This window comes from Clostridium sp. NSJ-49 (assembly GCF_014287725.1).
GTDB lineage: Bacteria > Bacillota > Clostridia > Clostridiales > Clostridiaceae > Clostridium > Clostridium disporicum_B.
On record NZ_JACOOP010000065.1, the window covers coordinates 1 to 17189 of the forward strand.

General features: G+C 28.9%; 18 protein-coding genes and 1 other annotated feature. Of the genes, 14 read left to right on the forward strand and 4 right to left on the reverse strand.

Annotated elements, in window-relative coordinates; genetic code table 11:
• Positions 1 to 373 precede the first annotated feature (373 nt).
• A complete protein-coding gene (locus H8S10_RS16185; protein WP_186839573.1) occupies positions 374 to 1180 on the forward strand; it encodes a hypothetical protein in 807 nt (268 codons plus the stop codon).
• A gap of 41 nt (positions 1181 to 1221) precedes the next feature.
• On the opposite strand, the gene H8S10_RS16190 is transcribed toward H8S10_RS16185, so the two are convergent.
• On the reverse strand, positions 1222 to 2406 hold the full coding sequence (locus tag H8S10_RS16190; protein ID WP_186839565.1) for an SPOCS domain-containing protein: 1185 nt from the start codon (positions 2404 to 2406) through the stop codon (positions 1222 to 1224).
• 213 nt (positions 2407 to 2619) lie between these two features.
• Here H8S10_RS16190 and nhaA point away from each other — a divergent pair, with 213 nt between their 5' ends.
• The 3 genes from nhaA to H8S10_RS16205 all read left to right on the forward strand — a co-directional run bounded on the left by nhaA (position 2620) and on the right by H8S10_RS16205 (position 5056).
• Positions 2620 to 3801 carry a Na+/H+ antiporter NhaA gene (gene nhaA / locus H8S10_RS16195; RefSeq protein WP_186839566.1) on the forward strand — a complete coding sequence of 394 codons (1182 nt, stop codon included), beginning with the start codon at positions 2620 to 2622 and terminating at the stop codon, positions 3799 to 3801.
• Between the two features lie 89 nt (positions 3802 to 3890).
• Complete coding sequence (gene trxB / locus H8S10_RS16200; RefSeq protein ID WP_231071841.1) at positions 3891 to 4832, forward strand: thioredoxin-disulfide reductase; 942 nt, start codon at positions 3891 to 3893, stop codon at positions 4830 to 4832.
• Positions 4832 to 5056 carry a glutaredoxin domain-containing protein gene (locus H8S10_RS16205; protein WP_055264633.1) on the forward strand — a complete coding sequence of 75 codons (225 nt, stop codon included), beginning with the start codon at positions 4832 to 4834 and terminating at the stop codon, positions 5054 to 5056. The genes trxB and H8S10_RS16205 overlap by 1 nt, the downstream gene beginning before the upstream one ends.
• Before the next feature lie 638 nt (positions 5057 to 5694).
• Here the strand turns inward: H8S10_RS16205 and H8S10_RS16210 are convergent.
• Positions 5695 to 6210: a hypothetical protein gene (locus H8S10_RS16210; RefSeq protein ID WP_186839568.1), complete on the reverse strand. Its 516-nt coding sequence runs from the start codon at positions 6208 to 6210 to the stop codon at positions 5695 to 5697.
• A gap of 227 nt (positions 6211 to 6437) precedes the next feature.
• Here H8S10_RS16210 and H8S10_RS16215 point away from each other — a divergent pair, with 227 nt between their 5' ends.
• From H8S10_RS16215 to H8S10_RS16230, 4 genes are all read left to right on the forward strand, one after another.
• Positions 6438 to 7709 (forward strand): MFS transporter, encoded by a 1272-nt coding sequence (locus tag H8S10_RS16215; protein WP_186839569.1) that lies wholly within the window; start codon positions 6438 to 6440, stop codon positions 7707 to 7709.
• A 67-nt stretch (positions 7710 to 7776) separates the two neighbouring features.
• Entirely contained in the window at positions 7777 to 8070 is a 294-nt protein-coding gene (locus tag H8S10_RS16220) for a hypothetical protein (RefSeq protein ID WP_055264636.1), read from the forward strand.
• Between the two features lie 122 nt (positions 8071 to 8192).
• Complete coding sequence (locus tag H8S10_RS16225; RefSeq protein ID WP_055264637.1) at positions 8193 to 9023, forward strand: undecaprenyl-diphosphate phosphatase; 831 nt, start codon at positions 8193 to 8195, stop codon at positions 9021 to 9023.
• Between the two features lie 215 nt (positions 9024 to 9238).
• The gene (locus H8S10_RS16230; protein ID WP_186839570.1) at positions 9239 to 9712 is read left to right on the forward strand and encodes a GNAT family N-acetyltransferase; all 474 of its coding nucleotides are present in this window, start codon (positions 9239 to 9241) and stop codon (positions 9710 to 9712) included.
• Positions 9713 to 9901: 189 nt separating this feature from the next.
• Here the strand turns inward: H8S10_RS16230 and H8S10_RS16235 are convergent, their stop codons facing one another.
• Together H8S10_RS16235 and H8S10_RS16240 are read right to left on the reverse strand one after the other, a co-directional pair.
• Positions 9902 to 11035, reverse strand: coding sequence for an alanine--glyoxylate aminotransferase family protein (locus H8S10_RS16235; RefSeq protein WP_186839571.1), 1134 nt, complete (start codon positions 11033 to 11035; stop codon positions 9902 to 9904).
• Positions 11036 to 11049: 14 nt separating this feature from the next.
• Positions 11050 to 11595 (reverse strand): ECF transporter S component, encoded by a 546-nt coding sequence (locus tag H8S10_RS16240; protein ID WP_055264640.1) that lies wholly within the window; start codon positions 11593 to 11595, stop codon positions 11050 to 11052.
• A gap of 541 nt (positions 11596 to 12136) precedes the next feature.
• Here H8S10_RS16240 and nrdD point away from each other — a divergent pair.
• The 6 genes from nrdD (at position 12137) to rplT (ending at position 16985) form a co-directional block, all read left to right on the forward strand.
• Positions 12137 to 14260: an anaerobic ribonucleoside-triphosphate reductase gene (nrdD, locus tag H8S10_RS16245; protein ID WP_186839572.1), complete on the forward strand. Its 2124-nt coding sequence runs from the start codon at positions 12137 to 12139 to the stop codon at positions 14258 to 14260.
• Between the two features lie 91 nt (positions 14261 to 14351).
• Positions 14352 to 14849 carry an anaerobic ribonucleoside-triphosphate reductase activating protein gene (gene nrdG, locus H8S10_RS16250; protein WP_055264642.1) on the forward strand — a complete coding sequence of 166 codons (498 nt, stop codon included), beginning with the start codon at positions 14352 to 14354 and terminating at the stop codon, positions 14847 to 14849.
• A 142-nt stretch (positions 14850 to 14991) separates the two neighbouring features.
• Positions 14992 to 15516, forward strand: coding sequence for a putative ABC transporter permease (locus H8S10_RS16255; RefSeq protein WP_055264643.1), 525 nt, complete (start codon positions 14992 to 14994; stop codon positions 15514 to 15516).
• 179 nt (positions 15517 to 15695) lie between these two features.
• Positions 15696 to 15833, forward strand: a sequence feature (ribosomal protein L20 leader region).
• Positions 15834 to 15860: 27 nt separating this feature from the next.
• A complete protein-coding gene (gene infC / locus H8S10_RS16260; RefSeq protein ID WP_148315748.1) occupies positions 15861 to 16382 on the forward strand; it encodes a translation initiation factor IF-3 in 522 nt (173 codons plus the stop codon).
• A gap of 19 nt (positions 16383 to 16401) precedes the next feature.
• On the forward strand, positions 16402 to 16599 hold the full coding sequence (rpmI, locus tag H8S10_RS16265) for a 50S ribosomal protein L35 (protein ID WP_055264645.1): 198 nt from the start codon (positions 16402 to 16404) through the stop codon (positions 16597 to 16599).
• 26 nt (positions 16600 to 16625) lie between these two features.
• Entirely contained in the window at positions 16626 to 16985 is a 360-nt protein-coding gene (rplT, locus tag H8S10_RS16270) for a 50S ribosomal protein L20 (RefSeq protein WP_055264646.1), read from the forward strand.
• The last annotated feature ends 204 nt before the right edge of the window (positions 16986 to 17189 follow it).

Here is a 17189-nt window from a genome sequence, read left to right on the forward strand (position 1 = left end):
AGAAATGGTATATTATTGCATGAAAAGAAAATAGCGTAAAGGTATATTTTTACAGAGAATAGGAGATTTATAACCTCCTATTTGTCGTGTCAAAAAACTTGTTCATTTAGAAATAATTTCATATAAATATATGAATAAAAAATAAAAAGACCGTCTACTGAAATGATTTTAAAAATCATTTCAGAGACAGCCCCTTTTTTTATTTGAATTCCGAGTATATTTAAATAAAATTATTTTTTCAATTATATAAAGCATAAAATTTGTAAAATAGATAGTTAATAACTAGAAAATAGTAACAATTAGTAGATATTTAGGTATACAATGTAGTAAATAATGTTTGAAAAACAATAAATATATAACAAGGAGAAAGATAGTGGGATCAGATAAAAATAGGATACAAGAATCTAAAGGTTACGGAAGTGAATGTGATGAAGAATACTATATGAAAGAGTGTTATCATCAAGACTATGATTGTAAATGTGATGATAAAGAATATGATAGAGACTGCTATGATTATGATAAGAAGTATGACCATAAGGAATATGATAAGAAGTGCGATGATCATGATTATGACAAAAAGTGCGAACATGATTACGATGATAGAAAGTGTGAACACCATGACTATGATAAAAAGCATGATGTAAAAGTAATTCAAACAAAAGTAATAAAAGGAACAGGTTGTAAGGACTTCTTTTTAGAAGCTGATTTTGATTTTCCACAAGGAACACCATTGTATTTAATTGAATCTATAGACACCTGGGTAGATGTATATGATACTAAAGTAATTTGTGAAGATAAGGTTATATTTAATGCATGGGTATATAAAAATATTATTTATAAGGTTGTAAGCGGAAGTCCGGTACAAGATTATGGAGTAACTGTAACAGGAGGCGTAGATCATATTACTAAAGCCATTCCATTAGCAGGATGTATTAATATAGATACAAAAAAATGTGGAAAGCTTGATCCATGTAGAGATTTTGCGGAAGTAATAAAAGCTAAAGTTATAGGACATGTAGAAGATAAGCTAGAGAAAGTAGAAATTAAGCAAGGTAATGGTGAATCATTTAACCCACCAGTATTTGTTTATGGAAGTCTTCATGAAAAAATGTGTGTAAGAATTGATTTAAAGGTTGTAAGATGGGAACACGTATCTGTTGAAATTGAAGATAAATGTTAGTACCATTTAATAAGGGGGGAATTGATTATTCCCCCCTTGAATTATATATAAATATTCACAGTTCTTGTAACTAAAACAGTAACTTGTACGATAAATTGTCCTTTAAACTCATTATAAATAGTTTCATTATCAATAGTAGTAGGACTACTTAAGTTATGAACTTCAGATACATAAATGTTGCTTACTTTACAGTCATCAGAGTCTTTAATTTTATCATTATAATCTGTAACTAAGTCGATACATAGTGAAAATGGGATTGATAAGTGAATATATTGAATAGTTCCATTAATAGCATCCATATCTAATGAAAGATAAGTTTTATAATTAATATCTATATAAACAAATCCATTGGCAAAGGCTTTTTCACCACTTATGTCTATTTTAGTAATATCAGCTTTAGCCATTACTTTAGTAATCTTCCAAATTGGTTTTATTGGATCTGATAAATCTATGATTTTTTCTAAGAAAAGTTCAGAATGACCTTTTCCTAAAATAACGTCTGTTTCTATTAATTTTCTCATAGAAAGCTTACTTATATTATGATAAAGATTAATAGATGATGATGGATGGTCTTCAGCATTATTATTTATAATTAATGGATTACCTTTAGGTACAAATATATTATTATCTAAATAGTTATGGTTATTTGATGGAGATGAAGTTATGTTTAAGCATTTATCATAGTTTAAAGATGAATTATCACTGTTTAAATTTATATTATTATTATTATTATTATTATTAGCACTTGAGTAATCATTAGCGATATTAGAATTAATATCATTATAATTGAAAAGATGGTTATCATTATATGTTGCTATTGAAATAGATAGAAATAATGTTACTTCACATAAGTTAACGTCTAAGAAAAGAGGACAAGGAAATTTTTTAAGAGAGTATATTGGAAGCGGCCTAGACAATAAATTTATTTTAGTATTTAAGGAGTTAACTAAACCTAATTTAGAAATATTACAATATAATGGTTTATGGAAAAATACTTTCTTATATTTAATTAATTGTTTACTAGTATAGTGGCTATATATTATATTTTTATAATTTATAACTATATCATAATTCCCATAGACTAAAATATTATTTTTAGATATAATTTTTGAAAATATCTTTAAGTTAGTGATTTTAATGCCATTAATAATTGAGTATTTAGTATATTTAAAACTATTAACATCATATATCTTAAATTTAATTTCTTTTAAAGAACTTTCAGACAAAAGGTGTACCTCCAATGGAAGGATTAGTATTAATACTAGTTTATGATTTTAAATGTTAAGAGTTACAATTTAGAAAATTTAATAGATATTATATAGATAGAGTACAACTTATTATTAAATAAAGTTTCTGTAGAAATTGTTAAATAAAAAAGCTTGTTTTATATAATACTAATGTTATACAAAAGACAAAATAGTATAACTGGAGGTTAAGTTATGGAAGAGCGCATTAATAATCAAGAAGAGCATAACAATAAAAAGAAGAAGAGCATTGTACACTCCGAAGCATTTCCAGGAATTCTTTTAGTTATTGCAACGGTATTAGCTTTAATTTTAGCAAATACTCCATTAGATAAATATTATGAATACATTTTAAAGGATATAGGCTTTGGTGAGTTTAATCTTCATGTATTGATTAATGATTTTCTAATGGCGATATTCTTCTTAGTTGTAGGTTGCGAGATTAAGAGAGAGGCTGTATTTGGAAAGTTATCAAATATAAAAGCGGCATCTTTTCCTATTATTGCAGCTATAGGAGGAATGGTTGCACCGGCTATAATATTTACTTTATTTAATTATAATAGTGGATTTGAAATTGGTGCAGGAATACCATTATCTACAGATATAGCTTTTGCTATAGGTATCTTTACAATTTTAAGTAAGAGGTTGAATCCATCATTAAAAGTATTTTTACTTACTTTAGCAGTTGTAGATGACCTGCTTTCTATAGTTATTATAGGTATATTTTACTCTTCAAAGTTTAATATAACAGCAATTATTGCAGCTATAGTTCTTATAGTAATATTATTTTTAATAAAGACTTTAAATAAGAAAAATAGACTTTGGCCATATATGATAGTAGGTTTTTGTTTATGGCTAGCAACATACTTTAGTGGAATACATGCAACTATAGCAGGAGTTATCCTAGCTTTAAGCTTACCATTAACTAAAGATGGTAATAAATCAAATGATTTAAGTCTTAGAGTACAGCATGGACTTGAACCTTTAACAAATTACTTTATATTACCTTTATTTGCATTTGCTAATACAGGTGTAAATTTAAGCGGTTCAATAAACCTATTTAAGGAATATCCTCTTATGACAGGCATAGTTTTAGGATTAGTTATAGGAAAGCCTATTGGTATTATGACATTTACATATATAGCAAGTTTGTTTGGAATAACTAAAAAACCAAACAATGCTAGCTGGTTTGATGTATTTGCGGTCTCTGTTCTTGCAGGTATAGGATTCACAATGTCTATATTTGTGTCAGAGCTTGCTTTTAAAGGATCTTTAGAAGAGTTAAATGCATCAAAGGTATCTATTTTATCAGCATCTGTTATATCTATAATCTTTGCTTTTATAGTATCGCTTTTTAATAAGAAAAAGGTAAAATAGACTATATTAAATAATAATTATTATTGATTAACTTATCAAATGAATATATAATGTATTTAAATAAGATAGTTGAGAGGAGTTGGGGATACTTGACTAAACCAATTAAGAAAAAAGATTTGATAATCATTGGTGGTGGACCCGCAGGATTAACAGCGGCTATTTATGCAGCAAGAGCTAATTTGGATATGCTGCTTTTAGAAGATAAAATCCTAGGAGGACAGGTGCGTAACAGCTATACTATAGAAAATTATCCAGGGTTTAAGAAGATAAGTGGAGCTGAACTTGCAGATTTCATGCAAAGCCAAGCAGAAGAAGTAGGCGCTGTTATAGACGAGTTTGATGTAATTGAAAGAGTTGACTTTAGTGGAGAAGATAAAATAATTGAAACTGGAGATTATATTTATCATGCTGATGCAGTAATTATAGCTACAGGAGCAAATCCAAAGAAGCTACCTATTCCTAATGAGAAAAAATTTGAAGGCAAAGGCGTGCATTATTGTGCTGTATGTGATGGCGCAATGTATAAGGATAAAGTTGTAGCTGTAGTTGGTGGAGGAAATGCTGCTTTAGAAGAGGCAACATTCTTAAGCAGATTCGCTGAAAAAGTATATATTATAAGAAGATACGATTACTTTAAAGGTGAAAAAGCTACTCTTGATGATGTTATGAACAACCATAAGATAGAAGTATTATTTAATGAAGACTTAGTTAATGTAGAAGGTAGCAATTTTGTTGAAAAAGCTATAATAAGAAATACTAAGGATAATACAGAAAGAGAAATAGCGCTTGAGGCTGTATTTGGATATATAGGAACTGAACCTAAGACAGATTTAGTTAGAGATTTTATTAAGATGACTAGAACTGGATATATTGTTACAGATGAGAGTATGATGACTAATATCAAAGGTGTATTTGCTGCAGGCGATGTAAGAGAAAAAGAATTCAGACAAATAACTACTGCAGTAGCTGATGGAACAATAGCTGCATTAGCGGCAGAAAAGTATATAGTAGATAAGAGGAGAGAAAAATAATGATAAAAATATATTCAACATCATGGTGCCCATCTTGTGTAAAGGCAAAGAGATTCTTTGAGATGAAGGGTTGGGAGTACGAAGAAATAAATGTTGCTGATAAACATGAAGATAGAGAAGAAGTAATGAGAGTTTCAGGACAAAGAACAGTTCCAGTTATAGATATTGATGGAGAAATAATTGTAGGTTTCGATAAGAAAAAGATTGAAGAAGCAATGGAATAATAATCTTTGCTGAATGAAAAGATAAGGGATTTAGTCAGATTTATAAATCTGACTAAATCTTTTTTTCTTTAGGAAATTATATATTTAGAGATATAATATACGGAATAATTTTAATATTAGGTGAGTTAAATTATAGACTAATAAAAATAGGAATTTTTAATAGAATTTAATAAAGATAATAGTTTGTAAAATAAGTATGGTAGTTACTTGATATATAGAAGACACTTTATAAGAGATTTAAGGAAAGGCTAGTTTATGGAGATAATAAAAGTTAATTAGAAAGGGTTTAAAGTTATTAATTTATTAGGTAAAGGAAAAGGTGGGTATTCATATTTAGTAACTGATGATAAAGAAAAATATGTTGTAAAACAAATTCATCATGAGCCTTGTGAATATTATCAATTTGGAAATAAAATAGAAATAGAGTTAATTGATTATTATAACAAAAATAAATGATAATACTTAGTACAATTTTTTTTACTGAGATTGTACTTTTTCTATGTAAAAATTAATAATTATATAGGAACATTACATACAAAAAGTTAATAAGAAAATAAGATTATAAGTTTAATTAAAAAGAGCATCTAAAAAGAGAGATGCTCTTTTTTTATGTGAATTATATTTAAGTAAGTATATCGTTAATCAGTAGCTAGAGTATCATAAGTCTTCCAAAGCTGATAGCCATTTTTGCCTTCAAGCTTTACGTATATAGTGTCTGTGTCATCTTTATTATAGTAAGCTGTTGTTGAATTTGTGAATTTATATATGTCGCTTTCACCTATAAGCTTTTCACTGTTTCCACTGAAAAAAGAGATTCTAGCCTTTTTATAACCGTCAGGTAGAGCAGTTTCAACTTCTTTATAATCAAAGTAATAAGGAGTATTCTTAACTATTACTAACGGCATTAAAACTCCATCATCAGTTAATAGAGGCTTATAAGTACTATTATAAGCTGCAAGGAACTTTTGACCTTCTGAGTCAACCATAAGAGCATCACCACTTTTAGTATATTCCTGCAATGTAGCACCTTTCTCTAGATATTCATCAATAGGATATTTATTAGGGATATTATCTTGATTAACTTCTGTAGTACCACAAGAAACCAATGATGATACTGATATTCCTAATATGCAGATTATTAAAAATTTCTTCATACCTTTTCCATCCCCTTTATTATTGTGAACAAATATATTTATCTTAATATGATTATATGAGAGTTATTTAGTAAATATCTTTGTTAAATTTTAAAAACTAATTATATGATGAAAAGTTTTAGGAGATATTACTTTACTCTTAAAAATAGAAAAAATAGCATATGTATGTAATTAAATGGTATAATTAACAAAGTTATTAAAATAATTAGCTGAAGGGGGCAAAGGCTATGAATGAAAAAACATTAACTAAAAATAAACTATGGACAAGGGATTTCACCATTATTACTATTGGATCAATTATATCAATGCTAGGGAATGCAGTATCAGGATTTGCTATTGGTTTAGTAGTTCTTGACTACACAAATTCTACTTTCTTATACGCATTATTTATGGTTGTATATAATCTACCTAAAATTGTAGTACCGTTATTTGCAGGACCATATTTAGATAGATTTTCCAGGAAAAAGGTGATTTATACTTTAGATTTTTTATCTGCAGCAATTTATACGGGAATATTTTTCTTTATTAATAGTGGTAATTTCAGCTATGGAATATTAATAATTGTAAGTCTTTTTATAGGTTTAATAGATGGAATTTATATGGTGGCTTATGACAGTTTTTATCCTAATTTAATTTCTGAAGGAAATTTCTCAAAGGCATATTCTATTTCAAGTATGATTTATCCATTATCAGCATTTATGGTTCCAGTTGCGTCATTTATATATAATTCTATGGGTACAGCAGCATACCTTTTCTTATTTAATGCTATATCATTTTTTATTGCAGCATGCTTTGAGGCTACTATCAAATATAAAGAAACTCATATGTCAAAAGAAGAGCAAAAAGGCTTCGATTTTAAAGGATATAGGGATGACTTTAAGGAAGGTTTATCTTATATATGGGCCGAAAAAGGGCTTCTTGTTATAACTGTCTATTTCTGTTTAACAATGTTTGCAGGCAATGCAACACAAACAGTTTTATTACCTTTCTTTAAGAATAACCCTCAGTTGTTTACAAAAAGTACTATAGATGTTGTTACTTTATTTACTTTTGTAACAGGTTGTGGGGTAATAGGTAGGCTTATTGGAGGAATGATACATTATAAGTTTAAATATCCTACAAGTAAAAAGTTTATGATAGCTATTACAGTATATATGTCTATTTCTATAATCGAAGCAATTCAGTTATTCTTACCAGTAAAGATTATGATGTTATGTTTCTTTATAACTGGAATAATGGGAGTTACTTCATATAATATAAGAATTTCAGCAACACAAAGTTATGTTCGAGATGACAAGAGAGGAAGATTTAATGGAATATTTAATATGATATGTGCAGCTGGAGGAATATTAGGACAACTTTTAGGTGGAGGAATGGCAGAGTTTATTAGTGAAAGATCTGTAACTGTAATTTTTTCTATATTCAACATATTTGCAGTAATTTTTGTAATGTATAGAGGAAGAGAGTACGTTAAGAAGATATATAATCGTAAGGTATAAGATAGTAATATCACTGATGTAGTGGTCAAAAGGTGTTTTTATGGGATAAGTAAAGAGGGGATAGAAGATGAGATTAATAGATAATATATATATAGCAGAAATGATATTAATGCTTAGCAGCACTGTGATTAATGTTTTATTTCTGGCAGGTTTTATATCAGATGCATACGTTCAATATGGATTTATCTTAGTAATTTTATGCGGGATAGGAATAAACTATTTACTTATGAAAGAGAAAAATAATAAGAAAGAGAAGGTAGTTAAGCTAAGGACTAAGAAAAATATTTTATCAATTATTATTGTAGTAGTAATTTGTTTAAGTTGGATAACAACTTATTATTTAGCAATATTTAATAGGTGATTATAGTTGAATTTAAATCTTAATTAATAATTAAGATTATGTAATTTTACTATTATAAATTGGAAAATTAATATATAATAGTTAAGGGGTTAATTAGATATTTCTTATTTGGAGGTAATTAAATGGAATTTTTAGAAATTATAAAAGCCATAATACTAGGAATTGTAGAAGGTATTACAGAATGGCTACCTGTTAGTAGTACAGGACATATGATATTAGTAGATGAGTTTTTAAAACTAAATGTATCACCAGAGTTTATGGAGATGTTTTTAGTAGTTATCCAGCTTGGTGCTATTATGGCAGTTGTTATTTTATATTGGAAGAAGATTTTCCCGTTTACATTTGATAAAAAGGGGATGCATATAGAAAAAGAAACTTTCTCTATGTGGTTTAAAATAATAGTTGCTTGTTTACCAGCTGCAGTAGTTGGACTTTTATTTGATGACTACCTTAATGCATTATTCTATAATCCAACAACAGTTGCAATAATGTTAATTTTATTTGGTATTTTATTTATAGTTGTTGAAAACTATAATAAAGGTAAGAGACCAACAATTAACAGTTTAGCAGATATTACGTATACTACAGCTATAATTATTGGAATATGGCAACTTATAGCGGCAGTATTTCCAGGAACTTCACGTTCAGGAGCAACTATAGTAGGAGCATTATTAATTGGGGTATCTAGAACTGTAGCAGCTGAATTTACATTCTTCCTTGCTATACCAGTTATGTTTGGTGCAAGTGCATTAAAGCTACTTAAGTTTGGATTTAGCTTCACAGGAAATGAACTTATGTTATTAGTTGTAGGGTTAGTTGTTGCTTTTGTAGTATCAGTATTAGCAATTAAATTCTTAATGACATATATCAAGAAGCATGATTTTAAAGTATTTGGATGGTATAGAATCGTACTTGGTATAATAGTTCTTGCATATTTCTACATAATTAAATAATTGTATTTAAAGGATTGTCTATTAGTGACAATCCTTTTTTTATAGAGATTTTTAGATAGTTTCAAAAATATTCATATAAAGCTTGGATTATATTAGATATAATTATAGAGAGATTTAATTAAAAGGTAGAATATTGTATAGTAATTTACACTGTATTTTTGTATTGGCGGTGTATAAACAATTTTAGACTACTTTAAGGAGAGGGAAGTATAGATATGGTAGAATTTTTAAGGGCTAGTGAGAAAGATTTAGACAAGCTTTATAAGGTTATAAGGAATGCTTTTGATGAAGATAAGAAAAAGTACGGCAGTGGACCTGAATATTATGAAGATAAAAACAAGCTGAAATATTATTTAAGTAATCTAATATCTTACAAAGCTATTATTGATAATGAGATAATAGGGGGAATGATTATATTTAATCTAGGTGGAGGACGATATAGACTTGGAGCTATTTTTATTGATACAGAGCATCAAAATAAGGGGATAGGCACAAAGGCAATAGAGTTTTTAGAGAAAATTCATAAGGATGCAGAAGTATGGGAATTAGATACTCCCTATAAAAATTATAGAGATCAGCATTTTTATGAAAAATTAGGTTATAAAAAGGTAGCAGAAACAGTTGCTGAGAAAAATGGTTTTTACCTTTTTATATATGAAAAGATAATTCATAGAAGTGTATTTAAGTGAAAAGCTAAAGCTTAACCTAAATGGCACGGGTTATTTAGTGATTTAGATAAAAGAGTTCATTAAAAAAATAGGCTGTATCTAAAATTGCACAGCCTATTTTTATTGCTTATTATTTAGAAAAGTTATCTATGAAAGAAATCATATTCTATTATGGAAAACTTATTTCTTTTGAGAAAAGAAATAAAATTACTAGTTAAGATAATTTACAAATTCCTTATGAAGGTCACCTTTAAGGTTGAATTCTAGCTCTTTAAGAACTGTATTTATAGCTTTTAGAGTTATATAAAGCTTTTCTTCATAGCAATTTTCACCCATATGACCTATTCTAAAGATTTTATCTTGTAAGAAGTCAAATCCTCCAGCAATTATAATGTTATGTTCAGAATATAATTTATTAAATAAATCTTTATAGTTAATTCCTTCAGGAACTAATACTGTAGAAACTGTATTAGAGTGACAGTCTTTAGATAATAATTCTAAGCCACATTCTTTAACAGCATATCTACAAGCTTCAGCATAACGTTTATGTCTTTGAAGTACATCTTTATCTCCTAGGAAATTATCTAGTGCTTTATCAAAGGCATAAATATCGCTTATAGGTTGAGTATATGGAAACCATTTATTTTCATACCAATCATTCCAAATTGTAAGGTTAGCATAGAAACTTCTTATAGGTGTTTCACGGCTATTCATAGCCTCTATAGCATCTTCGCTAATGCTTAGGAAAGTTAATCCAGGAGGAGCTGAAAGACATTTTTGAGAGCCTCCTAGAGCTATATCGATATTCCATTCATCAACTTGTATTTCTTCTCCGCCGATACTTGAAACTGAATCAACTATTGATAATATATTATATTTCTTTAATAGAGGACAGATATCTTTTATTGGATTTGTTATACCAGATGGAGTCTCACAGTGAACTACAGTTGCAACTTTAAAGTCATGATTTTCTTTTAAGAATTCTTCTAATTTTCCTATGTCTATTCCACGATCTCTTTCACCACTGAAAAATGTTACTTTTCCACCATACATTTCTGCAAAATCTTTAAAACCATATCCAAAGATACCATTTTCAATACAAAGGACTTTATCACCTTCTTCTATTAGTGAAGCACAAGCAGCTTCAAGGCCAAGTATTCCTTCACCATCTAAGATTAGAACTTGGTTTTTTGTATGCATTATATTTTGAAGTTTTTCACAGGTGTTTTTATAAAAATCATAAAATTCAATATCTAAGTCAGGATTTGTTATCGGTTTTCCCATAGCTTCTCTGACATTTTCTCTTATAAACGTTGGTCCTGGTGTCATTATTAATTTATCCATAGCTTTTAACCTCCCTAAATCTCTGTTTTGATATGTCTTACTTTAAATCCAGCTTTAAGAGCGACTGAAACTGGCACTGCAATTACTGTTCCTACGATACATTGCATTGTATTGCCCCATATTGATTGAAGAGGAACTATCCAGTTACCATATAAGATTCCTTCAGTTATATAGTAACCTAAAATCATAGTAATAAAGGCTAGTGCTAGTCCTATACCAGTGTAAAAAATACTTTGTTTTTTGCTATTAGCTTCTTTAAAAGACCAAGTACCAATAGCGTACCCCATAATAAATCTAATAATTAATGTAAATGGTGCCCAAACTACCCAAGCACTTGTTAAATCAAATAATGCCATTCCTATACCACCAGAAATTGCCCCGGCCTTTTTACCAAAAACCATTGCTATAGTAAAGAACATAACATTTCCTAAATGAAATAAACCTCCACTTGTAGGTCCAGGAATATTAATAAATCTAGTAGCTACATAAACCAAGGCGATAAACAATCCGTACATAGCTATTTCTTTAGCATTAAATTTTTGTTTAGAATTAGTAGTCATAAAATTAAATCCCCCTTATTTATTACGTATAATTTAAATCATAATACTATCATAGGATAAAGATGGAATAATGCAAGTGTATCGATACAATGTTAGTTTAATTATATGTAAAGATGAAAGATATGCTTAGGTGAAATTAAAAATTGACTTTGTAAATGGGAAGAAGTAATTAGAGGATAAATAGTTGGAAAAGTGTTTTTATTTTATAGGTAAAATGCATAACAAATTTTCATGAAAATACTTGACAAAAATGATATTTTAATGTCGTAAAATCATAGGAAGTTTAATAAATGACTGTAAGTTAGTGAAATAGAGCGTTTATCTATATGTTGTATATCTGATGATAAAAAAACATATATATAGTGTATAAAACGAAGATTTTAGATAGGAAATTAAAGATTTTTAATGAAAAGTTCGTTGAAATTGGGATTGGACAAATATGCAGAAATTTAGTAGTTGGAGTATAATAATTTAAGTGATAATTATTAAATTTTTAAAAAGTAAGAAGATGAGAAAATGGGTTTAGGGGGATACATAAAGCATGGATATAATGAAAAGAGATGGTAGCATCGTTGAGTTCAATAAATCTAAGATTCGTGAAGCTATAATGAAATCTATGAAAAATGGTAGTGGTATTGTTATGCCAGATATAGCTAGACTAATAGCAAATGATGCAGAGAAGCACTTTAGCAAAGAAAAGGAAATGGCTACTATTTATAAGATAGAAACTTATGTTTATGATAGATTAGTACATTATGGACAATCAGTAACTGCTAGAGCTTATGAAGGATATAGAGCAGTTCAGGAATTTAAGAGAAATACAAATACTACAGATGAAAGTATTTTAAATCTTCTAGATAGAAACAATGAAGATGTAATGAAGGAGAATTCAAATAAAAATCCTGTTGTAGCAGCTACACAAAGAGATTTAATAGCTGGTGAGGTATCTAAAGATATTTCAAGAAGAAAGCTTATACCAGCACATTTAGTTCAAGCGCATGATGAAGGGGCAATTCACTGGCATGATATGGACTATACATTATCTCCTATATTTAACTGTTGTTTAGTCAATTTAGAGGATATGTTTGAAAATGGTACTGTAATAAATGATAAGTTAGTTGAAACGCCAAAATCTTTTGGAACAGCTTGTACAGTAGCTACACAAATAATAGCTCAAGTTTCATCTAATCAATATGGTGGTCAAAGTATTACAATAAAGCATTTAGCTAAGTATTTAAAAGTTACAGAAGATAAAGCTTATAAGTTTTATATAGATAAATATAAAAATGAAGAGTTAGCAAAATCTCTTGCTAAAGATATGAAGATGAAGGATTTAAGAGATGGTGTTCAAACAATAAGATATCAATTAAGTACACTTCAAACTACTAATGGGCAAGCACCGTTTAGTACAATTTATTTAGAGATCGAAGTAGGTCATCCATATGAAGAGGAAATGGCTTTAATATGCGAAGAAATGATAAAACAAAGATTAGAAGGGATGAAGAATTACAAAGGTCAAGTAATTGGAGAAGCATTCCCTAAGTTAGTTTATCTTCTAGATGATCATAATTGTCTTGAAGGTGGTAAATATGATTACATAACAAAGCTTGCAGCGGAATGTACTGCTAAAAGATTAGTTCCAGATTATCAATCTGCAAAGATAATGAGAGAGAACTATGAAGGGAATACTTTCCCACCAATGGGTTGTAGATCACATTTAAGTCCATGGAAAGATGAGAATGGAAATTACAAATGGTATGGCAGATTTAACCAAGGTGTTATTTCTTTAAATTTACCACAAATAGCTATAGTTGCTGAAAAAGATATGGAGTTATTCTGGGAGATGTTAGATCAAAGATTAGAGATGTGTAAAGAAGCTCTAATGATTAGACATAATATGTTACTTGGAACTTCATCTGATACATCACCTATCCACTGGCAACATGGAGCTATTGGAAGACTTGAAAAAGGGGAAAAAATAGACAAGCTTCTTAAAAATGGCTATTCAACATTATCATTAGGTTATGTTGGAATTCATGAAATGGTTCAAGCAATGATAGGAGTTTCTCATACTACACCAGAAGGTGAAAAGTTTGCCCTTGAGGTTATGACTCACATGAAGAATAAGTGTGATGAATGGAAGAAAGAAACAGGACTAGGATTTGGGTTATATGGAACTCCAGCAGAAAGTTTAATTTATAGATTCTGTAGATTAGATAGAGCGAGATATGGAGAAATTCCTAATGTAACTGATAGATTATATTATACAAACTCATATCATGTTCATGTTTGTGAGAATATAGATGCATTTAGTAAATTAAAATTTGAATCTCAATTCCATTCAATAAGTAATGGTGGATGTATTTCATATGTTGAAGTACCAGATATGAGTAAGAATTTAGAAGCAGTTGAGGCTGTAATTAATTTTATTTATCATAATATTCAATATGCTGAAATAAATACTAAACCTGATGTATGCTATGAATGTGGATATACTGGTGAAATTCAATTAGATAAAGAAAGCTTAACTTGGTTCTGTCCTTCTTGTGGAAACAAGGATGAAGAAAAAATGCAAGTTATGAGAAGAACTTGTGGATATATAGGAACAAATTTCTGGAATAAGGGAAGAACGGCAGAAATTGGAGATAGAGTTCTTCATTTATAATAGTTAAAATTTAATAATTAAAAGTTAATAATTAATGAAAAAAGCCAGCATAAAGCTGGCTTTTAAACAATTTTTTTGAGGAGTGATACAGGTGAATTATTCTCAAATTAGAAAATTTGATGTTACAAATGGTCCTGGAATTCGTACAACTCTTTTTGTAAGTGGATGTACTAATAACTGTCCAGAATGTTTTAATAAAGAGCAACAAGATTTTAATTATGGTCAAAAGTGGGATAGAGAAACTGAAGAAAGTTTTTTATCTTATGTAAAAAGTCCCAATGTTGTTGGGGTAAGCATATTAGGTGGTGAGCCTATGGAGCAGACAATGGATTCTTCCTTAGTAGATTTATTAAGAAGAATTAAAAAAGAAACAGGAAAGAGTATTTGGCTTTGGTCTGGTTTTACATATGAAAGTATAATTCAAGATGAAAAAAAGAAAGAGATTTTAGAATGTATCGATGTGCTTGTAGATGGTAGATTTATAGTAGCTCAGAGAAATCTTAATCTTAAATATAGAGGTTCAGAAAATCAAAGAGTTATTAATGTACCTAAGTCTTTAGAAGAGGGAAAAGTAATAAGTGAAATTTAATCGAAAATAATTTATCGTTTTTAGAATAAATCCATAAATATTCCAAACAATACTAAGTGAAAATAAAAGTTTGCTAACTTGAATTGATACAGGGTATATAAATTTGAGAGCATATGAAGAAATTTTACTAGGAGAGATATTTATGGATTTATTATTATATTTTTTATTTAATTTTTTTATTTATGGTTTTATTGGATGGATACTAGAAAATGGATTTTGTTACTTTAAAACTGGTCATGTACAAAAGGATGGGTTTTTATATAGTCCTTTTAAACCTATGTACGCAATAGCTATGTCAGTTTTAGTTTTATGTTCAAAGTCTAAAAGTATTGATACTTATACTCTTGCTACCTTATGTTTGATAATTCCAACATTTGTAGAATTTGTTACTGGTCTTATAATGAGAGAATATTTTAAAAAGGATTATTGGGATTATTCAGAGGTGAAGTATAATTATAAAGGAATAATCTGTTTAGAATTTTCTCTTATTTGGACAGTTTTATCATTTATAGCAGTTAGATATATTCAAATTGGAATAGTAGATAGGGTGTATAGTTCTATAAAGGGTTATTGGGGCAATACGTGGTATTTATTTGTTATTGCATTAGTTCTAGATGCTATTAAGACTATAAAAGTGATGCAGATAAAAAATAAAGCTGTAAATTAGAAGTTTTTAATGAAAATAAATTCTGTTATACTATAAATTACATTTTACAAAGATATTTAAAAAAAGTATAATGGCATAGAAAGATGTGAAGCATATTATTTAATTATTGTTGTGAAATGAATATAACATAATGATTAAATTAATTGTTGACAAGATAAGTAATAAATGATAGAATAACTTGTGTCAAGAAGAAACCGCCGTTTCTCACCTTACGGCAAAGCTTAGTAGGGTTAGATTATTCGAATTATATCTAGATTTGCATATCTAGAATGTGATAGATAATAGAGGACGGCATTATGCCGTCCTTTTATTATATGTGTTTTTTTCATCGAAACTTATTGGAGGTGAATGATATAAGTAAAAACTACATTTGTAACGAAAGCATAAGAGAGAAAGAAGTTAGAGTTATCGCCGCTGATGGAAGTCAGTTAGGAGTTATCTCAACTCAAGAAGCTCAAAGAATCGCAGACGAGAAGGAATTAGATTTAGTAATGATTTCTCCTACTGCTAACCCACCGGTTTGTAAGATAATGGACTTAGGGAAATACATCTATGAGCAATCTAAAAAAGAAAAAGAAGCTAAGAAAAAGCAAAAGGTTACTGTTTTAAAGGAAGTAAGATGTAGTCTTACAATAGAAGACAATGACATTGCAATAAAAGCTAAAAATGCTAGAAAATTCTTATTAGATGGGGACAAAGTTAAAATTACTATCAGATTCAAAGGTAGAGAAGCAACACTTGCTCATTTAGGAAATAGAATCCTTGATAAGTTTGTTGCATTACTTGAAGATGTTTGTGTGGTTGAAAAGCCAGCTAAAAACGAAGGTAGAAATATGACTATGGTTTTAGCCCCAAAAAAAGCATAGACTGAGAGGAGTATTTGTTATGCCAAAAATGAAAACGCACAAAGGTGCAGCTAAGAGATTCAGAAAGACTGGAACAGGAAAATTAAAAAGAGCTAAGGCTTTCAAGAGCCATATATTAACTAAGAAGAGCGCTAAGAGAAAGAGAAACTTAAGAAAAGCTTCTTATGTTTCAACTACTCAAGAAAAAGCAATGAAGAAATTATTACCATACCTATAAGATAGAGGTTTAGGAGGATTTAAACAATGGCTAGAGTTAAAAGAGCGGTAAATTCGCGTAAAAATCATAAAAAAGTATTAAAGCTTGCTAAAGGTTACTACGGTGGAAAGAGCAGATTATTCAAGACTGCTAACGAATCAGTAATCAGAGCATTAAGAAATGCTTACGTTGGAAGAAGATTAAAGAAGAGAGATTACAGAAGACTTTGGATCGTAAGAATCAATGCAGCTGCTAGAATGAACGGAATGTCTTATTCTAGATTCATGAACGGATTAAAGGTTGCTGGTGTTGATATGAACAGAAAGATGTTATCTGAAATAGCTATCAACGATGCAAAAGCATTCGCTGATTTAGTAGTATTATCTAAGAACGCTTTAAACGCATAATATACATAAAAGAGTTGTCTAGCAGACAACTCTTTTTTTGTATACTATTAAAATTAAATTTGAAATAAATAAGATAATTAATAAAGGCTGTGTTTTAAAATAGTGTTGAAATTAGCATAACATAATAGGATGTCCAAATGGACATCCTATTTGAATCACAATACTTTAAAATTATTCAATACTTAGTTCTATTTAGAAACTTTT

Excerpts from the sequence above, each read along its gene's own strand:
- H8S10_RS16235 (WP_186839571.1), bottom strand. The coding sequence starts at position 11,035 with ATGGATAAATTAATAATGACACCAGGACCAACGTTTATAAGAGAAAAT.
- H8S10_RS16240 (WP_055264640.1), bottom strand. The coding sequence starts at position 11,595 with ATGACTACTAATTCTAAACAAAAATTTAATGCTAAAGAAATAGCTATG.
- nrdD (WP_186839572.1), top strand. The coding sequence starts at position 12,137 with ATGGATATAATGAAAAGAGATGGTAGCATCGTTGAGTTCAATAAATCT.
- nhaA (WP_186839566.1), top strand. The coding sequence starts at position 2,620 with ATGGAAGAGCGCATTAATAATCAAGAAGAGCATAACAATAAAAAGAAG.
- H8S10_RS16255 (WP_055264643.1), top strand. The coding sequence starts at position 14,992 with ATGGATTTATTATTATATTTTTTATTTAATTTTTTTATTTATGGTTTT.
- H8S10_RS16215 (WP_186839569.1), top strand. The coding sequence starts at position 6,438 with ATGAATGAAAAAACATTAACTAAAAATAAACTATGGACAAGGGATTTC.
- H8S10_RS16230 (WP_186839570.1), top strand. The coding sequence starts at position 9,239 with ATGGTAGAATTTTTAAGGGCTAGTGAGAAAGATTTAGACAAGCTTTAT.
- rpmI (WP_055264645.1), top strand. The coding sequence starts at position 16,402 with ATGCCAAAAATGAAAACGCACAAAGGTGCAGCTAAGAGATTCAGAAAG.
- rplT (WP_055264646.1), top strand. The coding sequence starts at position 16,626 with ATGGCTAGAGTTAAAAGAGCGGTAAATTCGCGTAAAAATCATAAAAAA.
- H8S10_RS16220 (WP_055264636.1), top strand. The coding sequence starts at position 7,777 with ATGAGATTAATAGATAATATATATATAGCAGAAATGATATTAATGCTT.
- H8S10_RS16225 (WP_055264637.1), top strand. The coding sequence starts at position 8,193 with ATGGAATTTTTAGAAATTATAAAAGCCATAATACTAGGAATTGTAGAA.
- H8S10_RS16210 (WP_186839568.1), bottom strand. The coding sequence starts at position 6,210 with ATGAAGAAATTTTTAATAATCTGCATATTAGGAATATCAGTATCATCA.
- H8S10_RS16205 (WP_055264633.1), top strand. The coding sequence starts at position 4,832 with ATGATAAAAATATATTCAACATCATGGTGCCCATCTTGTGTAAAGGCA.